Below are 19956 nucleotides of genomic sequence, written 5' to 3' on the forward strand. Positions count from 1 at the left end.
GCCATCTGCATCGCGGCAACCGTCATCTTCTGGCTCTGATCAATGAGTCCTGAGCCTAGGTCGGCACGTTCGATTTCGGGAGGTGGCGTGGTGCAGGACCAGCGTTTCGATGAGCCGGTGAGGATTGCGCTCGGCCGGTGGCGAAACTCGATCTTCAACGTGGAGCGTGTCGCTCAGGCCGCCGACATTCTAATGAACCGCTGGCCGGTTGCGACAGGGCAAAGGCACATGGCAGCCCGTAAGGTCTGCCTGGCCGTGCTTGAGGGAAGGAAGGAAGCCTCGGCGGCACGAGCGGCGTTCATTAGCGCCGCAATCGAAGCGGATATCCTCGTTGAACCCCGTGAAGTGTCGATGCCGTCCGGCCAAAATTGAATCAAGACTTGGCTCTATCCTCTTGATTGATTGCGGTGTTTTCGGCGATCGCGATCAGCTTTTCGGGTTCATGCTGCCCGGCCTGCCGACGCTTTGCAGGCACCTCCGCAACATTCGCTGGCCGTTTGGCTTGTCTTCGGCATCCCGTTGACACGGTACCCACGTCCATATATTGAACAGGACTATACAGGTTCACTAGACAGGTACGCATATGAAGCGGCGCGCGGTTCAACTGTCTCCCGGCACAGGCAAGCCTGAGCAGATCGCCACCGTTCTGGAGCATGAAATCCGATCCGGCGTGCTCGGCTTCGGCGACCGCCTGCAAAGCGAGAACGAGCTGGTCCAGCGCTTCTCCGTCAGCCGCAACACGGTTCGTAAGGGCCTCGAGGAACTGTCCAGCCGCGGGCTGATCACCACTAAGGTCGGTATCGGCTCGTTCGTCACCTTTGACGGCATGCCAGTCGACGACGCGGTCGGCTGGTCGCGGGCGCTGGCCAATGCCGGCGCCAATGCCGAGACGCGGACGCTGCGACTGGAGGTGATCGAGGACGCCGACCTGGCTGCCTGGCTTGGCATTGAGAGCCCGTTTTTCATCGCCGTCGACCGGGTTCGCACCAACGCCAGCGACGGCCATGCCATTTCCATCGAACGCAGCCGGCTGCCGCTGTCGCCGGAACTGGAGGACGTGCCGCTGCGCGGCCTGCGCGAGGGTTCGCTTCACAAGACGCTGCGCGACGCCGGGCTCATTCCCGACCATGGTGAGGAATGGGTCGAAATCGAGATGCTCAATGCCGAGGATGCCGCCATCCTCGGCTGCCCGCAAGGCACGCCGTTCCTGCGCGGTCGCCGGTTGACCCGCGCCGCCGACGATCGGCCGATCGAGTATGTCACCAGCCTGCTCAACCCGGCGCATTTCGCGCTGCATATGAGGTTCTGAGCGATGTCGGATGCAACCAGCAAGGCGATCGACCGCGCCATGGGCGCACTTGTCGGCGGGGCGATTGGCGATGCGCTGGGCATGCCGACGCAACTCCTGTCGCCGGTCCGGATCGCCGAGCTTTATGGCCATGTCGATGATTTCGTCGCCCCGGTGGCCGACCACCCGGTGTCGAAAGGGCTGCTGGCCGGCACCATTACAGACGACACCGAACAGGCGCTGCTGCTTGGCCGCATCCTTGTGGAGTCCGGTGACCGTTTCGACCACGCGCGCTGGGTCAACGCACTGCTCGACTGGGAGCGCGAGGTCAAGGCTCGCGGCAGCTACGATCTGCTGGGTCCGTCGACCAAACGCGCCATCGATGCCATCAACAACGGCGTGCCGGCGGAGGACGCTGGGCGCGGCGGCGATACCAATGGTGCGGCGATGCGTATTGCGCCAGTCGGCATCATGATGCCGATTGAGCCGCTCGACGCGCTGGTTGCCAAGGTGGCGGAGACCTGCCGGGCGACGCACAACACTTCGATCGCCATCGCTTCGGCCGCCGCCGTCGCCGCCGCCGTCAGCCGTGGCGTCGCCGGCGGTGGCTGGCGCGCCGCGTCCGACAGCGCGGTTGCGGCAGCGAGGCGCGGGGCCACGCTCGGCCATTGGGTAACCGGCGGCGACATCGCCGCGCGCATCGTCTGGGCGCAGGATATCGTGCGTGGCAAGGTGATGAAGGATGCGATCCGGCTGATCACCGATCTGGTTGGCACCGGCGTCGCCAGCCAGGAATCCGTTCCGGCCGCCTTCGCGGTGCTGGAAGTCGCCGGCGGCGATCCATGGCAGGCGGCCGTCATCAGCGCCAATCTCGGCGGTGACACCGACACGATCGGCGCCATCGCGGCCGGCATGGCGGGATCCTGCGCCGGCTTTTCCCGATTGCCGCAGCAGCATACCGCCAGGCTTGTCGGCATCGACATGTCGGAGGTTCGCGCCCTTGCCTCTGATCTCATGGCGGTAAGGGTGGCGAAAAAGGGTTCCGGCAAGGACGCGGCGGCATGAGCGGGCGTCTCGTTCATATCGGCAGTGCCGTGGTCGACTATGTCTACCGCATCGATGCCTTGCCGGCGCCCGGCACGGAGAAGACCGCATCGAGCTTCGCCCAGGTCGCCGGCGGCGGCTTCAACATGATGGTCGCGGCCAGCCGTACCGGCATGAAGGTGGTGTTCGGCGGCCAGCTCGGCAGTGGACCGAACGGCGACTTCCTGCGGGCCGCTTTCGCCAACGAGGGCATCGAGACGCTGACGCCGCCATCGCCCTTGATGGATAGCGGCAATTGCGTCGCCATGATCTCGAGCGACGCCGAACGCACCTTCGTGTCGTGGCCAGGTGCTGAGAGCGTGCTCAGCCTCGACATGATGGCGCCCGTCTCGGTCACACCGGGAGACTGGGTGTTCACCTCCGGCTACACGCTGAGCTACCCCGCAAGCCGTGACGTGCTCACCGACTGGATCGAAACACTGCCGGCGGACACTCCCTTCGTCTTCGATCCGACGCCGGTGATATCGGACATTCCGCGCCTCATCCTGTCACGGGTGCTGGTCCGCACCACATGGCTGAGCTGCAACACGACCGAAGCGGCCGAGATTGCCGGTCCGGGCGACGTTGAAACGGTTGCCGCGCGGTTGCTGGAAGTCCATTGCCCGAAGGCAGCGGGCGTGGTCATCCGCGCCGGAGCCAAGGGCTGCTACGCACGGCTGGCCGACGGCTCGGTGCAGACCGTTGCCGGCTTCAAAGTTTCCGCCATCGACACCAACGGCGCCGGCGACACCCATATCGGCGCCTTCGTCAGCGCGTTGTCGCGCGGCATCCCGCCTTTCGAGGCAGCGCGCTATGCCAATGCAGCGGCGGCGGTTTCGGTGACCCGCCATGGCGGTTCTTCGGCGCCGGCCGATCACGAGATCCAGACATTCCTGAGCCATGCCGCCGACCCGTCGGGCGCAGGCCGGACACGGAAGGCCAATGCATAGCTGCCAGAAAGCCTGACAAGCCCGGGAAGCGGGCAAACACAGAGAGGAACCAACCATGCGCATGCCTGACTTGACTGCTCTTTTGGCGGCGACCGCCGTCTTTACCTCCGCACTCGCGTTTGCCGCCAAGGCCGACGAGGTGCATGTGCTCAACTGGAAGGGCTACGGCACTGACGAGCCGTGGGCCGTCGCGGCTTTCGAAAAGGCCACCGGCAACAAGGTCATCAACGACTTCTTCAATTCCGAACAGGAAATGCTGACCAAGATCCGGACCAATCCCGGCCTCTATGATGTCGTCATGATCAATGCCGCCTTCAACGACCAGGCGATGGACGGAAAGCTGATCCAGCCGATCGATACGTCCAAGTTGCCGAACTACGCCGACATCAGCACGGACAAGGCGGGATCGCCGATGCTTGTCCATGACGGCAAGGTCTATGGCGTGCCATGGGTGTGGGGACTGACAGCGCTCGCCATCAACGAGAAATCCTTCGACAAGCCGCCGACCAGCATCGCCGCGATGTGGGATGCCGCCCACAAGGGCCGCGTCGTCATTCGTGACGACGCCGTCGAGGCGGTGCAGTTCGGCGCCATCGCCACCGGCCAGAACATCAACGACATCAAGGATATGGATGCGGTCAAGACGAAGCTCACCTCGCTGATGCCGCAGATCAAGACCTTCTGGAGCTCGGAGAACGACTGGAACCAGATGGTCGCCTCCAACCAGATCGACATCGGCACCTACTGGAGCGGTTCCGCCGACCGCGCCAAGACGCATTTCAAGCTCCCGGTCTCGCTGGTCGTGCCGCAGGAAGGCGCCGTCGCCTGGCTCGATGCCTTTTCCATTCCGGTCGGCGCCAAGAACGTCGCCGGCGCCGAGGCCTTCATCAACTACATGATCGACCCGAAATTCTATGTCGAATGGGTCACCAAGGTCGGCGCTCCGGTCTCGGCCAACACGAAGGCGGTGGAAGCGCTGCCCGAGGATGCCTTCAACCGCAAGGTGATGGGGGACCCCGAAGTGGCCAAGCGCATCCAGTTCCAAGCGCCGATAACCGACGCGCAGCGCGAAGCCTATCTGGCGCTGTGGCAGCAGCTCAAGGTCGACGTGAAATAGAGCCGACATCCGGGCCAGCCGGCGGTTCGCGCCGGCTGGTTCTTTCAATCCTGGGAGGAGGGTATCATGGCAGCTGCGACAGCGTCGCGAAGCGGGCTGAGATCGGCATTGCCGCTGCTGGCGCCGGCCTATCTCTGGCTGACGGTGGCGATCTTCCTGCCGCTCTCGGCCATGGTCTTCTTCTCGTTCATGACCGAGCTGCCGCTGTCGGGGAAGCCGTGGGCGTTCACGCTCGGCAACTATGCCGCCTTCTTCTCGCAAAGCCTCTACCTGACGCTGCTGCTCGCCTCGCTGCGGCTTGGCCTTGAAGTGACGCTGTGGTGCATCGTCATCGGCTATCCCGCGGCTTACGTCCTGGCCAAGGTGCTGAAGGGACGCAGCCGCGAGGCGATCTTCCTGCTCGTCATCCTGCCGTTCTGGTCGAACGGCCTGGTGCGCATCTTCTCCTGGGCGATGGTGCTGCGCGAAGGCGGCATCCTCGATACGGCGCTCAACGCAGTGCTGCCGTTCAAGATCAATATCGACCTCATGTATTCCTATCCGGCCGTGATCATCGGGCTGGTGCATTCCTATGTGCCCTACATGGTGTTGACCTGCTACCTGACCCTGCAGGCGATCGACGACTCGCTGATCGAGGCCGGGCGCTCGCTCGGCGCCTCGCGGCTACAGGTGCTGAAGCGCGTGATCATTCCGCTGTCGATGCCCGGATTGGTGGCCGGCGCTGCGCTCATCTTCGTGCCGGTTGTCGGCTCGTTCATGGAACCACGCATCCTCGGCGGCCGCACAGGCACCTTCTACGGCACGGTCATCGAGGACCAGTTCGTCGCCGTGTTCAACTGGCCGCTGGGTGCGGCGCTCTCCTTCATCCTGCTGGCCGTCGTCCTGGTGATCCTGGCGGCTGCCTCGCCAGTGCTCAAGAGGGCCGCGTGATGGCGACAACCCGCATCCTCGAATGGCTCGGCCGCCTTTACATCTGGCTCCTGCTGGCCTTCCTCTATTTGCCGATCATCATCATGGCGCTGATGTCGTTCAACGTCTCGCCCTTCTACCAATTGCCGTTCGAATGGACGACGGAGTGGTACGCATCGCTGTGGCAGAACGATCAACTGATTGCCGCCACCTGGAACAGCGTCGAGATCGCCGTCATCACCACCATCGTCTGCACGGTGCTTGGCTCGGCGGCGTCGCTGGCGCTCTATCGTTATGAATTTCGCGGCAAGAAATTCCTGCAGGCGCTGCTTTTCCCGCCGATCGCCATTCCTTGGCTGATCACCGGCACGGCGATGCTGATCTTCTTCTTCGGCGTCGGCATCGGCCGCGGGTTGCATGCGATCCTGCTTGGCCATGTGGCGCTGGCGCTGCCCTATGTCATCGTCGTCGTTTCGGCCCGGCTGCAGACCTTCGCGCCGGAACTGGAAGAGGCGGCGCGCTCGCTCGGCGCCAACCAGTGGCAAGTGACGTGGCGTGTCACGCTGCCGTGGATCATGCCCGGCGTCATTGCCGGTGGGCTGTTCGCCTTCGCCGTCTCGTTCGACCAGTTCGTGGTGTCCTATTTCCTGGCGACGCCGGGGCAGACGACGCTGCCGGTCGAAATCTACGCCGCGATCCGCAAGGGCTTCACGCCCGAGATCAACGCGGTCTCGACGATCATCATTGTCGTGTCGATGGCACTGATGCTGCTCACGGCGCGCTTCTTCAAATTCGGCGGAGAGAAATAATGGCCGGCGTGCAGGTATCGAATGTCTCGCGCAGCTTCGGCGCGCACAAGGCGCTGGACGATGTCTCCATCGATTTCGCCGATGGCGGCTTCTATGCGCTGCTTGGGCCGTCGGGCAGTGGCAAGACCACGCTGCTGCGCCAGATCGCCGGGTTCGACTTTCCCGATTTCGGCCGCATTGCCATCGGGGGCGAGAGCGTCGAGCGGGTGCCGGTCGAGAAGCGCCGCATCGGCATGGTGTTCCAGAACTATGCGCTGTTTCCCAATATGAGCGTTGCCGACAATGTTGCCTTCGGCCTGTCGGTGCGCGGCGAGGCCAAGGCGGTGATTGCCGCCGAGGTGCAGGCCGCGCTCGATCTTGTGCAACTCGGCAAGCTCGGCGGCCGGCGCCCGCACCAGCTGTCGGGCGGCCAGCGCCAGCGGGTGGCGCTGGCACGGGCCATCGTCACCAAGCCGCGCGTGCTGCTGCTCGATGAGCCGCTCGGCGCGCTCGACAAGGCGCTACGCGTCGACATGCAGATCGAACTGAAGCGCATCCAGCGCGAGATCGGCATCACCACCATCTTCGTTACCCACGACCAGGAAGAGGCGCTGACGATGAGCGACCGCATCGGCATCTTGCGCGACGGCAGGCTGGTGCAGGAAGGGCCGCCGGAAGAGATCTACGACCGGCCAAAGAGCGAGTTCGCCGCCACTTTCCTCGGTGACGCCAATATCTTTCGCGGCGACACGACGGGCAGCGGCATCCGCCTGGCGGACGGCACGGCGATTGCCGCGGGCGCGGGCGCGACCCTTGCTGTCGGCGCCAAGGCGAGCTGCGCCGTGCGGCCTGAACGCATCCGCATTGCCACCGATGCCGGGGTTTCCAATGCCACCGACACGAACGTGCTCAAGGGCCAGGTTTCCAAGCGCATCTTCGCCGGCAACAACAGCACGTACTTCGTCGATCGTGCCGGCCAGACGCTCAAGGTCATTGTGCAGAACACCGGCATCGAGCGGCTGGCGGAAGGGCAGGACGTGGTGCTGCGCTGGTCGCCGGAGAGCACGGTGCTGATCGCTGCGGGCTGAGATCTGCAACGGGTCTTGCCAGACCGTTCGCAATCAGGGACAGCATAGCCGGGCAAGAGTCCGGAGTGGCGATGACCTTGGAACTGAGTGGGCGGGACCAGTCGATGCTCGATGGCGAGCAGGGCCAGTCGGCAGCTGCTGCGATGAAAATCCTGGTCGCGTTTTCCAATGCAGTTGGAGCCGGCAGCCTGCTCGATATTGCCGGCGCCCATATCGATGGCTGCCTTTACCACGGCAAGGCCGGGCTCGATTTCGTCGAACGGCTGGTCGAGGGCGGTGGCCGTGTCCGGGTGCCGACGACGCTCAATGTTGGTTCGTTCGATCTCATCCATCCCGGCATGGTGAAGATGCCGGCGGCGGAGGAAGCGCCGGCGCGGCGTCTGATGAAGGCGCATCTCGAACTCGGCTGCCAGGCGACGTTCACCTGCGCACCCTACCAGACGCGGTTCCGGCCGGGCTTCGGCGAGCAGATCGCCTGGGGTGAATCCAATGCCATCGTCTTTGCCAATTCGGTTATCGGCGCGCGCACCAACCGTTATGGCGATTTCATCGACCTTTGCTGCGCCATGACCGCGCGTGCACCGGCCTGGGGCCTGCATCTGAGCGAGAACCGGCGCGGCCGCATCCTGTTCGACCTGGCCGTCCCTGAGCCGGAGCCGAGCGACAGCCTGTTCGTCGGCGTCGGGCTGTTCATCGGGCAGGCGAGCGGCGATCGGATTCCGGTGATCGCCGGCCTGCCACAACCGCGTGACGAGGACCAACTGAAGGCGCTGGGTGCTGCGGCGGCAACCACCGGCGCGGTGGCGCTGTTCCATGCGGTCGGCATTACGCCAGAAGCGAAGACGCTCGATGAGGCGTTCCAAGGCCATGCGCCAGAGGCTTCGATCCGCATCAGTCGCGCCGACATCGATCACGCGCTGGCCAGGCTATCGACCGTGCCTGATGGTGCGCCGCTGGCGGCCGTGTCACTGGGCACGCCGCACTTTTCCCATGACGAATGGATGCGTCTGTTGCCGATGGTGCGCGAGATCGCGCCGGCCAGGCGTATCCCGATCTATGTCAACACCGGTCGCGCGACGCTGACGCGATTGCAGGAGGAGGGCGCGCTGGCTGGCATGGAGGGGTTCGGCTTGATCCCGGTCGCCGACACCTGCACCTATGTCACCTCGATCCTCGAGCGCCTGGACGGCGTGGTGATGACCAATTCCGGCAAATGGGCGCATTACGCGCCGGGCAATATCGGCGTGTCCGTCGCCTTCGCCGACATGAGGGATTGCATCCGCTCGGCTGCGATCGGGCATGTTGTGCGGAGCGCGTCATGATTTGGTCGACTGACACCGGGGTCGAGCGGTTCGGCACCTTCCAACTGGCCGGTGAGGCCGAGGGCCAGGCGCTGGCTTTTTCGCAGCCGCTCAGCTTCTGGGGCGGCGTCGACGCCGAGACTGGCGACATCATTGACCATTCGCATCCCGGTCTCGGCCAGAATATCGCCGGCAAGATCCTGGTGATGCCGAGCGGGCGTGGCTCGTCCTCCTCATCCTCGGTTCTGGCCGAGGCGATCCGCAAGGGCAAGGCACCTGCCGGCATTCTTCTGGAGCGGCCGGACCCGATCCTGGCGGTGGGCGCCATCGTCGCCGAATTCCTCTACGCCATCCGCATGCCGCTGGTGGTGTGCGACATTGCCGGTGTCGCCTCCGGCGACCGGATCGCGATCAGTCTCGGCGTGGATGGCCGGTCGATCGTCAGCATCGGGAGACGCCCAGACGGAGTGGCTGGAGTGCTGCCTCGCGTCGCCACTTCGAACAGACGGCGCGCGCTTATCAGCGCGGCCTTCGTCATTCCTGGTCTGAATCGTCGGTCGTCACACCCCATGATGGGAAATGATGGTGTCGGCCTTGGCCGAGGCGCAGGCCATCGCGTTATATCCTGTCCTCCACGGGAGGAATGGATGGCAGGCACGGATTTCGAGCCGGATGTGAAGATTCGCACCAGGGAATACCGGATCGGCTGCGTCGGTGCCGGCATGATCATGGCCGAATGCCATCTCGCCGCCTATGCACAAGCCGGCTTCCCAGTGGTCGCGATTGCTTCGCGTACGAAAGCCAGCGCCGAAAAAGTGGCCGGGCGCTGGGGCATCCCGACCGTTCATGAGACGCCGGAACAGCTGATCGAGGACGACCGGGTCGAGATCGTCGATCTTGCCTTTCCGCCCGACCAGCAACCGGCGCTGATCCGCCATGCGCTGAAGCAGAAGCACATCAAGGCGATCCTGGCGCAGAAGCCATTGGCGCTGTCGGTAGAGGAAGCGGTCAGGCTGCGCGACGAAGCGGCCGGGTCCGGTAAGATCCTCTCTATCAACCAGAACATGCGCTACGACCAGTCGATGCGCGTGCTGAAACAAATCATCGATAGTGGCGCGCTGGGCGACATCGTCTTCGCGCAGATCGACATGCATGCGATCCCGCACTGGCAGACTTTTCTTGCCGACTATGACCGGCTGACGCTCGCCAACATGAGCGTGCATCATCTCGACGTGCTGCGTTTCCTTTTCGGCGATCCGCAAGAGATCACGACGCTGACGCGCAAGGATCCGCGCACGAAATTCGACCATTCCGACGGCATCACCGTATCGACGTTGCGCTTCCCGTCGGGCGTGCTCGCCGTGTCGCTGGAAGACGTCTGGTCCGGCCCGCGCCAGGAGGGCTACAAGGACGACCAGCACATCAACTGGCGCGTCGACGGCACCAGGGGAGTCGCCAAGGGCACCATCGGCTGGCCGACGGGCGTGGCTTCGACCCTGACCTATGCCTCGGCCGAGACGACAGGCGGCGAATGGGTCAGTCCCAGATGGGACACGATGTGGTTCCCGCACGCCTTCATCGGCGTGATGGAACAGCTGCAGCAGGCGGTGAAGACGGGCACTCCACCGGCGCTGTCTGTCGCCGATAACGTCAAGACAATGGCGCTGGTCGAAGCCGGATACCGTTCCATGGCGGAGGGCCGCACGGTCAAGCTGTCCGAGATATCGATCGACTGAACATCTGGCCGCCGAATAGCGTGGCGGCTGAATCGCTTACCGGGAGGAGTTCACATCATGATGCAGGCGGGTATCTTCACCGGCTATTTTCCCTATGGCCTCGAAGAGGTGGCCAGGCGCATTCGCGCGCTCGATTTCAACACGGTACAACTCGATCTGCATTTCAGGGATATCGACCTCTCGGCTGGGCAGATCGCCAAGGATAAGGCGAGGACTGTGCGGGATACGTTCCGCGACCACAATCTGCCGGTCTGCTGCATTTCCGGCTACACCAACATCATCCACCCGGACAAGGTCGAGCGCGACAAGCGCGTCGGCTATCTCAAGGAGATCATCCGCAACGCGCGCGAATTCGGCTCGCCTTACGTGATCTCGGAAACAGGCACCTACAACACCGAATCCGATTGGGTGCACCACCCCAGGAACAAGACTGAGGAAGGATTCGAGGAATGCCGTAAGGTGATCTCCGACCTTGCCCAGACGGCCTATGACCATGGCGCGGTCTTCCTGCTCGAAACTTATGTCAACAATGTCGTCGGCTCAGTCGAGGAAACGGTCAAGATGTTCGCGCAGGTCGACCATCCTGGTCTTGGCCTGCTGATGGATCCGACCAATTATTTCGAGGCGCACAACATCGACCGCATGGACCAGGTGCTGAACCAGGTGTTCGACACGCTGACCGACAAGATCAGGATCGCGCATGCCAAGGACGTCAAGCGCTCCGGCAGCGACAAGTCGGAGAAGCACGCCGACATTGGCGATGACAATGCTTCGGAAGGCCTCACCTTTCGCGGCGTCGGCGAGATCGAATTGCCGGCGCCCGGCCTCGGTTCGCTCAATTATGATCTTTATCTCAAACGGCTCAGCGAAAAGCACCCGAACATCCCGGTCATCATCGAGCATCTGACCGAGGACGACGTGCCACGCGCCAAGACATTCCTCGATGGAAAATTCCGCGCCAACGGCCTTTGAGGACCGCACGGGAGGCGACGATGGCGACGGTCAAGACAAAGCGCCACTACAGCCTGGTCGGTGAAAGCACGCGGATCGCGATCGAGACCGGGCTGGCCTCCGCCGAGTGGTATCACACGGACGTGCCGCGCAAGACCATGAAGGAGCTGATGCAACGCTCCGATATGCCGGCGATCCGCGACACCCTCATCTGGATCGCCGCCATATTGGGCTCGGCTGCCGGCGGCATCTGGTTTTGGAGTTCATGGTGGTGCGTGCCGTTCTTCTGCGTCTACGGTGTGCTCTACGGCTCCTCCAGCGACTCGCGCTGGCACGAATGCGGCCACGGCACAGCCTTCCGCACCCGCTGGATGAACGACGTCGTCTACCAGATCGCGAGCTTCATGCTGATGCGCAATCCGGTGACCTGGCGCTGGAGCCATGCCCGACATCACACCGACACGATCATCGTTGGCCGCGACGCCGAGATCGCGGTGATGCGTCCGCCGGATCTGTTGCGCGCCGCACTTGCCTTCACCGGCGTCCTCGATTTCCGCTATTCGCTGCCGACGCTGGTGCGCAATGCGTTCGGCAAACTCTCGCCGGACGAGAAAAGCTTCGTGCCGGAGATGGAGCAGCACAAGGCGGTTATCGCCGCGCGCTGGCAGATCGCTATCTATCTCGCTGCGATCGCGCTGGCGCTCTGCCTCTGGTCGTTCCTGCCGCTGGTGCTGATCGGCCTGCCGCGCCTCTACGGCAGCTGGCACATGGTGCTGACCGGCCTGCTTCAGCATATCGGGCTGGCCGACAATGTCACCGATCATCGGCTGAACACGCGCACCATCTACATGAACCCGATCAGCCGTTTCATCTATTGGAACATGAACTACCACGTCGAACATCACATGTTTCTAATGGTGCCCTATCATGCGCTGCCGAAGCTGCATGAGTTGATCAAGCACGATCTGCCGGAACCGAACCCTTCGATGTGGCATGCTTATCGCGAGGTCTGGCCGGTACTGATCAAACAGCTCCAGTACGAGGACTATTTCCTCGAGCGCGAATTGCCGCCGACGGCACGGCCGTACCGCGACGAATTCCATGCGCTGACCGTCCCGGCGGCAGCGGAATAGGGGAGAACCAGATGGCCGGCTGGGTTGAAGCGTGCGGCGTCGATGATGTCGAGGAAGAAGACGTCATCCGCTTCGACCATGGCGGTCGCACCTTCGCCATCTATCGCAGCCCGGATGACGAATTCTTCGCAACCGACGGCTACTGCACGCATGAGAAGGCGCATCTGGCTGACGGGCTGGTGATGGACGACATCATCGAATGTCCCAAGGACAATGGCCGCTTCAACTACAAGATTGGTGCCGCCAAGGGCGCACCAGTGTGCGTCGATCTCGCGACCTATCCGGTGAAGGTCGAGGCTGGCAAAGTGATGATCCAGATCGGCTGACCTGCCGCAGCACGTAACAGAGGGAATTCTTTCGATGAGCCGAAAAAGACCGACGGTGGCGGACCTGCGCGCCATGAAGGGCAAGCGCCAGCTGACCATGCTGCGCGTGCTGACGATGGACGAGGCCGAGGCCGCCGAGCGGGCAGGGGTCGACATCGTCTCGGTGCCGCCCGAACTGGTTCTCAACCCGCAATACCGCGATGCGGCGCCCAGCCTGTTCACCATGCCGGGGGAGAATTTCTTCGAGATCGGCACGGCGGACGATTTCCTGCGCTGGGCCTTCCGGCTCTACAAGGCCGGCGCCGACGCGGTCTATTGCAGCGCCGGCTACGCCACGATCAAGCGGATGGCCGACGACGCCATCCCGGTCATCGGCCATGTTGGCCTCATTCCATCGCGCGCCACCTGGACGGGCGGCTTCAAGGCTGTCGGCAAGACGGCCGACACCGCCATGGCGGTCTTCGCAGCGGTGAAGCAACTGGAGGCCGCCGGCGCCATCGGAGCGGAGATCGAAGTGGTGCCGGTCGAGGTGGCGAAGGCAATCTCGGAGCGAACGTCGCTGATCATGCTGTCGATGGGGGCGGGGACCGGCTGCGACGCGCAATATCTGTTCGCGGACGACATTCTCGGCCAGAACCGTGGGCACATGCCCCGCCACTCCAAGGTCTATCGCAATTTCGCCGCCGAATATGACCGCCTGCAAGCCGAGCGGATCGCGGCGTTCTCCGAATATGTCGCCGACGTCAACAGCCTGGCCTATCCCGAGGACAGGCACGTCGTGCACATGGATCCCGGTGAGCTACGGCTGTTCCTCGACAAGGTCGACCGGGCGTAAGGTCAGCTGCCAGGGCCCATTGGCGAGCGCGGCGAAGAGCGCTTCGGCGTCGATGCCGAGTGGCCGATCCTCCTTCAGGCTAGGGACCAGCGCGCGTATCGCCGTGTGAATTGCGGCGGTGCGCGGCGCCAGGGTGAGCCCGTCGCGCAGGTCGACCGCCTGTGCCGCCGCCATCAATTCGAAGGCGATCAGCCGCCGCCACAGCGCGACCATCCCAGCGCATTTCGCGACAGCCAGCGGTGTCTGCGTGGCATGGTCCTCGACGCCTTCCGAGACGGCCAAGAAATCCAGCATCACCGGATTGGCTCTGTGGCGGATGGCGGCCAGGATCGATGTCGCCGTCTTCTGCAGCGGCACGAAGCCGGCCGAGGCGCCGCCGACCGGCGACAGATATTTCGGCAGGCCGTTACGGCCGGAGCCAGTAAGCTGGATGAAGCGGGCAGCGCTCGCGGCGGCACACTGGGCGATCGCCAGGCCGAGCGTTTCGAAGGCGAGCGACAGCGAGGCAGTGTGGAAATTGCCGGTCGACAGCACCAGCCCGTCGTCGCTGAGCACCAGCGGGTTGTCGGCGGCGGCATTGAGTTCGATCTCGACGGCATGTCTCGCCTGGCCGATCGCCTCGATCAGCGCGCCATGGATCGAGGGCATGCAGCGGATCGACAGGGGATCTTGCAAGGTGGTTGGCGCCGGTGCCTCGTCGCGGGCGACCAGATATTGCAAGGCCTTGGCCGCTTCCTGCTGGCCGGCCGCCGGCCGCGCCATATGCAGGCGCGGGTCGAGGATGGTGCGATTGGCGCCGATACCTTCCATGGTCAGCGCGCCGGCCTGGTGCTGCTGGGCAAGGGCGGACAGCGCATCCGTCACCACGAGCGCACCGCTGCCCGCTGAAACAGCCGAAGCGTTAATCAGCGACAGCCCGTCCTTGGGCGCCAGGCTGATGGGGACGAGGCGGGCCATCATCAACGCCTTGGCCGCCGGCATGCGCCGGCCCTGATAGTCGGCGTCTCCTTCACCGGTCAGCAGGCGGGCAAGCGCCGTCATCAGCACCAGATCGCCGGCGCCGATCGAGCCGAGCGACGGCATCACCGGGTGGACGCCGGCATTGAGCGCGTCGACCAAAGCGACAAACACGGTGGGCGAAAGTCCGGAGCCTCCCGTTGAAAGCATCGCCGCGCGGGCAAACATAGTTGCCCGCACGGTCTCGACCGGCAGCGCTTCGCCGACCGCGCCGCTGCGTCCTTCCAGCAGCTGGCGCTGGAAGGCGCTGGCGTCGCCCTCGACCGTCGTGCCGAGATTGGCGCCGAGCCCGGTGTTGAGGCCATAGATCTGCTGGCCGGAGGCGGCGGCCTGGTCGAGCACTGTTCGCGCCTTCTGCAGCCTGCCGAGGACATCGGATCGGACCTCCACCTTGCGCGCTTCGCGGGCCACAGCGGCGACATCCGCAGTGCCCACGCCGGCTCCGGTGAGGACGAGCGCACTCATGCGAAGCGCAGCCGCTGGCCGATGCCTTGCGCCTGCGCCTTGGCCAGCATCGCCTTGCCCAACGCAATGTCGGACAGCGACAGGCCGCGGTGCCAGAACAGGATCGTCTCGCTGTCATTCTCTCGCCCGGCATTGAGACCGGCGGCGATCTGGCCAAGCTCGGCATGCAGCGTCTTTTCGCTCAGCCGCCCGGTCTCGACATGGGCGCGCAGCGAGCCGAACTTGCCGCCCTTGCACTGGCCCCAATCGTCGACGACCATCTTCTGCATGATGTCGGTCAGCGACAGCTCCACGGCGCTCATGGTGCCGTAGGGCACGACCAGCGCGCCGGGCTTGATCCATTCGGTCTTCAACAAGGGCTGCGGTTCCGGCAGCCGCGAGGCCTCGACCACGATGTCGGCGCCTTCGACACAGCTCTTCCAGCCGGCCACAGCGGTGACACGCTTGCCGAGATCGGCGGAGAGTTTTGCGGCGAAACCGTCGCGGCTTTCCGGGCGGCGCGAATGGACGCGGATTTCGTCGAAGTCGAAGAGATGGTCGAGCAGGCGCACGTTCCAGTAGGCGGTGCCGCGCGCGCCGATATGGGCCAGCACTTTTGAGCCCTTGCCCGCCAGATGCTTGGCGCCGATGGCGGTGACGGCACCGGTGCGCATGTCGGTGATGACGGTGGCGTCGAGAATGGCGCGCGGCGTGCCGGTGCGCGGATCGAACAGATTGAGGATGCCGAATTCGGAGGGCAGGCCGTGCAGGTAGTTGTCGACATAGTCGCCGACGATCTTGACGCCGGCGGTGTCGAGCGGCGCGACGTAGCCGCGCAGGACATTGAAATGACCGTGGAAGGACGGGTCCGGCTCGAGATGGACGCGCGGCTCGATCACCGTCTGGCCATTGCCTTGCGCCACCAGGCCGGCCTCTACGGCGGCAATGATTTCACCATCGGACATGGCAAGGGCGTCGATATCGAGGGCATTGAGATAGTCGATATAGATGGGTTTCATCTGCTGCGTGCACTTTCCCCGGTCGCCTCTCATCCATAACAGGCCGTGACGCGACACGAAAGTTTGTTACGCCGTCTATGGACGCGGCCGGCTAATTGCTGTTCAAACCGGTTCCGTCATGACTGCCATTCCCGACACTGAAGCCTTACCCGAAACGGCCACCAATGCGCGGCGCGTGGCGCTGATTGTCGCCATCGCCTTCTTCATGCAGTTGCTTGATTCGACGATCATCTCGACATCGCTGCCGCAGATGGGCGCTTCCTTCGGCGTGCCGGCGGTGGCGATGAGCATCGGCATCACCGTCTACATGCTGACCATGGCAGTGTTCGTGCCGCTGTCGGGCTGGCTCGCCGACCGGTTCGGTGCGCGCAATATCTTCCTGCTGGCAATCATCCTTTTCACATTGGCCTCGCTCGCCTGCGGCTTCTCGCAAAACCTGACCCAGTTCGTCGCTGCACGTGTCGTGCAAGGGCTGGGCAGCGCACTGATGACGCCGGTCGGCCGCATTCTCGTCTTGCGCAATGCATCGAAGTCCGAGCTGCTCAACGCCACCGCGCTGATCACCTGGCCGGCACTGTTCGCGCCGGTGGTCGGGCCGGTGCTGGGCGGCTTCATCACCACCTATCTGTCCTGGCACTGGAATTTCTTCATCAACATCCCGCTCGGCGTAATCGGGCTGGCGCTGGTCGCCCGCTTCATTCCCGGCGACCGCGAGGCTAACCCAAAACCGCTAGACTGGCCGGGTTTTTTCCTGACATCGGCGGGACTTGCTTGCCTTCTGTACGGGCTCGAACGCATCGCGCATCCAGAAGACGGTGTCTTGCCGACGGTGGTGCTCATCGCCTTCGGCGTCGCCATCGGCTGGCTGGCGGTGCGCCATCTCAGGCGCGCACCGCATCCGCTGCTCGACCTCTCATCGTTCAAGGTGCTGACCTTCGCCATCTCGACGCTTGCCGCCGGCACCAATTTCCGGGTGGCGATCAACGCCACGCCGTTCCTGTTGCCGCTTCTGTTCCAGGTCGGCTTCGGTCTCAGCCCCGTCGATGCCGGCATGATGATCCTGGCCTATTTCCTCGGCAATCTCGGCATGAAGACGGTGACGACGCCGACGTTGCGGCGCTTCGGCTTTCGATCTGTGCTCGTCGTCAACGGCCTGATCGCCTCGGCGTCGATCATGGCGTGCGCGGCGATCTCACCGCAGACGCCGCAAGCGCTGGTGATCCTACTGATGCTGATCGCCGGCCTGTCGCGCTCGATGCAGTTCACCGCCCTCAACACGCTGGCCTTCGCCGATATCGACGCGGCGCAACGCAGTTCGGCCGCGACACTGTCCAGCATGCTGCAGCAAGTGGCGATGCTGTTCGGCGTCGCGGTGGCGGCGGCGATCCTCAACCTGTCGCAGATCGCCAGGGACCGGCCGGCGCTCGACCTCGTCGATTTTCGAATCGCCTTCCTGGCGATCGGCGCCATCGGGCTGGTGGCGGCGTTGCGTTTCCTCGCGCTGCCGCCAGGTGCGGGTGCCGAGGTTTCCGGCCACGCACGGGGGAACTGAAATCGAATTTTTCCGCCTGATGCGCAGATAAATTCCGCCTTGCCCTTTCGCCTTGGTCGGTGCTTTCGCAAGCGATCGCAATGGCGCAACCAATTGCTAAAAATCCAGACTTTTCTGGGCATTGCGCCAGTTTTGGCAATCGATTCGTCCACTCGATGAATATCGCCGCCGACCGGGCTTCTGAACGCGGATTCATTTGACGAACCGGCGCTAAGCCGATTAGCTTTCCGTGGGATGGCAGCGCTGCCATTGGGGCGTAAGCGGGACATGAACGCGATCGGCTGGCCGAATTTCAGGAGCCTGAATCAGGAAGGCATTGTCTTTGCCATTGCCGTGGTGCTGTTTGTTGCCGCTGCCATCGGCCTGCCGGGCTTCATCGACCCAAACAATCTCGTGGCCATCGTCCGCTCGGTGTCGGTGCTCGGCATGCTGGCGCTCGGCATGGCTGTCGTCATCATCGGCCGAGGCATCGACCTCTCGGCCGTGGCGATCATGGCAATGTCTGTCGCCTGGTATCTGCAGCTCCTGAATTCAGGAACGCCGGACGGGCTGGCCTTCGCCTATGTGCTGGCCGGCGTGCTCGCCATCGGCCTGCTAAACGGCTTCCTCGTCGCCTATGCCGATGTGCCGGCGATCTTCGTGACGCTGGCGACCGGTTCCTTCGTCTTCGGCTACGTCCGCTCGCAACTGATCACGCAGGATGCCGTGCCGGTGCCGCAGGGCCATTGGGTCGAGCTGCTCGGCGGCCTGCGCTTCCTCGATATTCCCGTCGAGGTGTTCGTCTTCGCGGGCCTCGCCTTCTTGTTCTTCCTGTTCCTGCGCTACACCAAATGGGGCCGCTACATCTATTTCGCCGGCGACAATCCGGTCGCGGCGCGCAACATCGGCATTCCGGTGCGGCCGATGCTGGTGCTGCGCTATGTGCTGTCGGCCTTCGTCGCGCTGATTGCCGGCCTGCTGACGGCGGCCAGCCTGCATTCGATCAACACCCGCGTCGTCAATTCGACGCTGCTCTACGACATCGTGCTGGTGGCGGTGATCGGCGGCATCGGCCTGTCCGGCGGGCGGGGCGGGGTGCGCAACGTGCTGGTCGGGGCGGCGCTGATCGGCATCCTGCTCAACGCCATGACCATCATCGATATTCCGCTGCTCTACCAGAACCTGATCAAGGCGGCGATCCTGCTGGGGGCGATCATCGTCGATGGCGTCATCAACCCACGTGACGAACAGACCGCGCAGCAGGGCGATATCTAAGCATGATCCCGAAGAGATCATTCTCGAACCAGAAGACTTGACCAAACTCGGACGGTTGGGCCGTCGGTGAACCACAGTGACCAAAACAGAGGATGTGACATGAAACTGATCAGAACACTATTGGCCGCCGCCACGGCGCTTGCCGTTACCGCTTTCGTAGCGCCTACCTTTGCCGCCGACGACCCGGGCCCGGCCGCCTATGCGCAGGCGCTGAAGGGCAAGCGCGTCATGCTGGTGCCGCTGGCGATGGGCTTCGACCTGGCGCAGGGCTGGGCGCATTATCTGAAGACCGAAGTCGAGGCCTGGGGTGGCGTGTTCGAGACGCGCGATCCGAACTGGGTCGTCGATGCCGGCGCGCAGGCGATCACCGACGCCATTTCGTCGGACACCCGGCCGGACGTGCTGATCATCCATGCGCCGGACCTCAACTCCTATTCCAAGCTGATGAAGAAGGCGCAGGCGGCCGGCACCTACGTGCTCCTGGTCGACAATCCTGCCAACTTCCCGGCCGACGCCTTTGTCGGCAGCGACTGGGACCGTCTAGGCCAGCTCGAGGCCGAAGCTGCGATCAAGGGCTGCGGCGAAAACTCGTCGAAGAAGATCGGCCTGGTGCAGGGCGACCAGGCGAACTCCTCCAGCCTTTATCAGTATGCCGGCATCATGAAGGTTCTGGACAAGCATCCCGACTTCAAGGTGGTGGCCAAGCCCGACTCCAACTGGGATGCGACGACCTCGCGCAACGTGACGACAACGATGCTGCAGCAGAACCCGGACATTTGCTCGATCATCGACTTCTGGGATGGTGACGCCACCGGCGCGTCGGCCGCGATCCGAGACGCCAAGCTCGAGGGCAAGGTGTTCCTGGTCACCACCGGCGGGGGGGAAAAGGCGGCCGACTGCGACAAGCTGCAGGACGGCACCTATGGCGCCGTGGTGATGACCGAGCTTGCCCGCCAGTCGGGCGACATGAACGCTATTATCAAGTTCCTGCTGCAGAGCGGCCAGCCGGCCGGTACCTCGCACACCTACATCTACACGCTCGAGAAGGCGACGACCAAGGCCGACCTCAAGCCCGACAGCTGCTGGGACCTGAAGTCGCTGCAGGCCGAAGCGGCGGCGAAATAGACCGATCCTTGCCAAACATCAATTAACGAGGTGGCCGGAT

19 protein-coding genes and 1 pseudogene are annotated in these 19956 nt (G+C 63.8%); 18 read left to right on the forward strand and 2 right to left on the reverse strand.

The features are described from left to right. Nucleotides 1–87 precede the first annotated feature (87 nt). The 15 genes and pseudogenes from AC07FD_RS12165 (at nucleotide 88) to AC07FD_RS12235 (ending at nucleotide 13505) form a co-directional block, all read left to right on the forward strand. On the forward strand, nucleotides 88–372 hold the full coding sequence (locus AC07FD_RS12165) for a DUF982 domain-containing protein (protein WP_478350054.1): 285 nt from the start codon (nucleotides 88–90) through the stop codon (nucleotides 370–372). Between the two features lie 211 nt (nucleotides 373–583). Continuing rightward, nucleotides 584–1309, forward strand: coding sequence for a GntR family transcriptional regulator (locus AC07FD_RS12170; RefSeq protein ID WP_478350055.1), 726 nt, complete (start codon nucleotides 584–586; stop codon nucleotides 1307–1309). 3 nt (nucleotides 1310–1312) lie between these two features. Beyond that, complete coding sequence (locus tag AC07FD_RS12175; protein WP_478350056.1) at nucleotides 1313–2353, forward strand: ADP-ribosylglycohydrolase family protein; 1041 nt, start codon at nucleotides 1313–1315, stop codon at nucleotides 2351–2353. Next, a complete protein-coding gene (locus AC07FD_RS12180; RefSeq protein ID WP_478350057.1) occupies nucleotides 2350–3321 on the forward strand; it encodes a PfkB family carbohydrate kinase in 972 nt (323 codons plus the stop codon). Before AC07FD_RS12175 ends, AC07FD_RS12180 begins: the two co-directional genes overlap by 4 nt. Nucleotides 3322–3376: 55 nt before the next feature. Then, on the forward strand, nucleotides 3377–4438 hold the full coding sequence (locus tag AC07FD_RS12185) for an ABC transporter substrate-binding protein (protein WP_478350058.1): 1062 nt from the start codon (nucleotides 3377–3379) through the stop codon (nucleotides 4436–4438). Between the two features lie 66 nt (nucleotides 4439–4504). Beyond that, on the forward strand, nucleotides 4505–5368 hold the full coding sequence (locus AC07FD_RS12190; protein ID WP_095091419.1) for an ABC transporter permease: 864 nt from the start codon (nucleotides 4505–4507) through the stop codon (nucleotides 5366–5368). Then, complete coding sequence (locus AC07FD_RS12195; RefSeq protein WP_477227088.1) at nucleotides 5368–6156, forward strand: ABC transporter permease; 789 nt, start codon at nucleotides 5368–5370, stop codon at nucleotides 6154–6156. Before AC07FD_RS12190 ends, AC07FD_RS12195 begins: the two co-directional genes overlap by 1 nt. Further along, entirely contained in the window at nucleotides 6156–7223 is a 1068-nt protein-coding gene (locus AC07FD_RS12200) for an ABC transporter ATP-binding protein (protein ID WP_478350059.1), read from the forward strand. The genes AC07FD_RS12195 and AC07FD_RS12200 overlap by 1 nt, the downstream gene beginning before the upstream one ends. Before the next feature lie 71 nt (nucleotides 7224–7294). Further along, nucleotides 7295–8545 carry an aconitase X gene (locus AC07FD_RS12205; protein ID WP_478350060.1) on the forward strand — a complete coding sequence of 417 codons (1251 nt, stop codon included), beginning with the start codon at nucleotides 7295–7297 and terminating at the stop codon, nucleotides 8543–8545. Next, nucleotides 8542–8970: pseudogene (locus AC07FD_RS12210) on the forward strand (aconitase X swivel domain-containing protein); the annotation flags it as partial. The gene AC07FD_RS12205 and the pseudogene AC07FD_RS12210, both read left to right, overlap by 4 nt. A 201-nt stretch (nucleotides 8971–9171) precedes the next feature. Next, entirely contained in the window at nucleotides 9172–10260 is a 1089-nt protein-coding gene (locus tag AC07FD_RS12215; RefSeq protein WP_478350188.1) for a Gfo/Idh/MocA family protein, read from the forward strand. Nucleotides 10261–10317: 57 nt separating this feature from the next. Next, nucleotides 10318–11232, forward strand: a complete 915-nt coding sequence (locus AC07FD_RS12220; RefSeq protein ID WP_478350061.1) for a sugar phosphate isomerase/epimerase family protein — start codon at nucleotides 10318–10320, stop codon at nucleotides 11230–11232. Nucleotides 11233–11252: 20 nt separating this feature from the next. After that, nucleotides 11253–12344 carry a fatty acid desaturase family protein gene (locus AC07FD_RS12225; RefSeq protein WP_478350062.1) on the forward strand — a complete coding sequence of 364 codons (1092 nt, stop codon included), beginning with the start codon at nucleotides 11253–11255 and terminating at the stop codon, nucleotides 12342–12344. An 11-nt stretch (nucleotides 12345–12355) separates the two neighbouring features. Continuing rightward, nucleotides 12356–12670: a MocE family 2Fe-2S type ferredoxin gene (locus AC07FD_RS12230; RefSeq protein ID WP_478350063.1), complete on the forward strand. Its 315-nt coding sequence runs from the start codon at nucleotides 12356–12358 to the stop codon at nucleotides 12668–12670. Between the two features lie 34 nt (nucleotides 12671–12704). Then, nucleotides 12705–13505 carry a 3-methyl-2-oxobutanoate hydroxymethyltransferase gene (locus AC07FD_RS12235; RefSeq protein ID WP_478350064.1) on the forward strand — a complete coding sequence of 267 codons (801 nt, stop codon included), beginning with the start codon at nucleotides 12705–12707 and terminating at the stop codon, nucleotides 13503–13505. Here the strand turns inward: AC07FD_RS12235 and AC07FD_RS12240 are convergent. Beyond that, the gene (locus AC07FD_RS12240; RefSeq protein WP_478350065.1) at nucleotides 13470–14987 is read right to left on the reverse strand and encodes an HAL/PAL/TAL family ammonia-lyase; all 1518 of its coding nucleotides are present in this window, start codon (nucleotides 14985–14987) and stop codon (nucleotides 13470–13472) included. The genes AC07FD_RS12235 and AC07FD_RS12240 overlap by 36 nt on opposite strands. After that, complete coding sequence (locus AC07FD_RS12245; RefSeq protein WP_478350066.1) at nucleotides 14984–15985, reverse strand: ornithine cyclodeaminase family protein; 1002 nt, start codon at nucleotides 15983–15985, stop codon at nucleotides 14984–14986. The genes AC07FD_RS12240 and AC07FD_RS12245 overlap by 4 nt, the downstream gene beginning before the upstream one ends. A 118-nt stretch (nucleotides 15986–16103) precedes the next feature. Here AC07FD_RS12245 and AC07FD_RS12250 point away from each other — a divergent pair, with 118 nt between their 5' ends. From AC07FD_RS12250 to AC07FD_RS12260, 3 genes are all read left to right on the forward strand, one after another. Next, entirely contained in the window at nucleotides 16104–17537 is a 1434-nt protein-coding gene (locus AC07FD_RS12250) for a DHA2 family efflux MFS transporter permease subunit (protein ID WP_478350067.1), read from the forward strand. 267 nt (nucleotides 17538–17804) lie between these two features. Beyond that, a complete protein-coding gene (locus tag AC07FD_RS12255; RefSeq protein WP_478350068.1) occupies nucleotides 17805–18791 on the forward strand; it encodes an ABC transporter permease in 987 nt (328 codons plus the stop codon). Between the two features lie 99 nt (nucleotides 18792–18890). Then, nucleotides 18891–19916 (forward strand): sugar ABC transporter substrate-binding protein, encoded by a 1026-nt coding sequence (locus AC07FD_RS12260; protein ID WP_478350069.1) that lies wholly within the window; start codon nucleotides 18891–18893, stop codon nucleotides 19914–19916. Nucleotides 19917–19956: the final 40 nt, after the last annotated feature.

It is taken from the genome of Mesorhizobium waitakense (assembly GCF_056431085.1).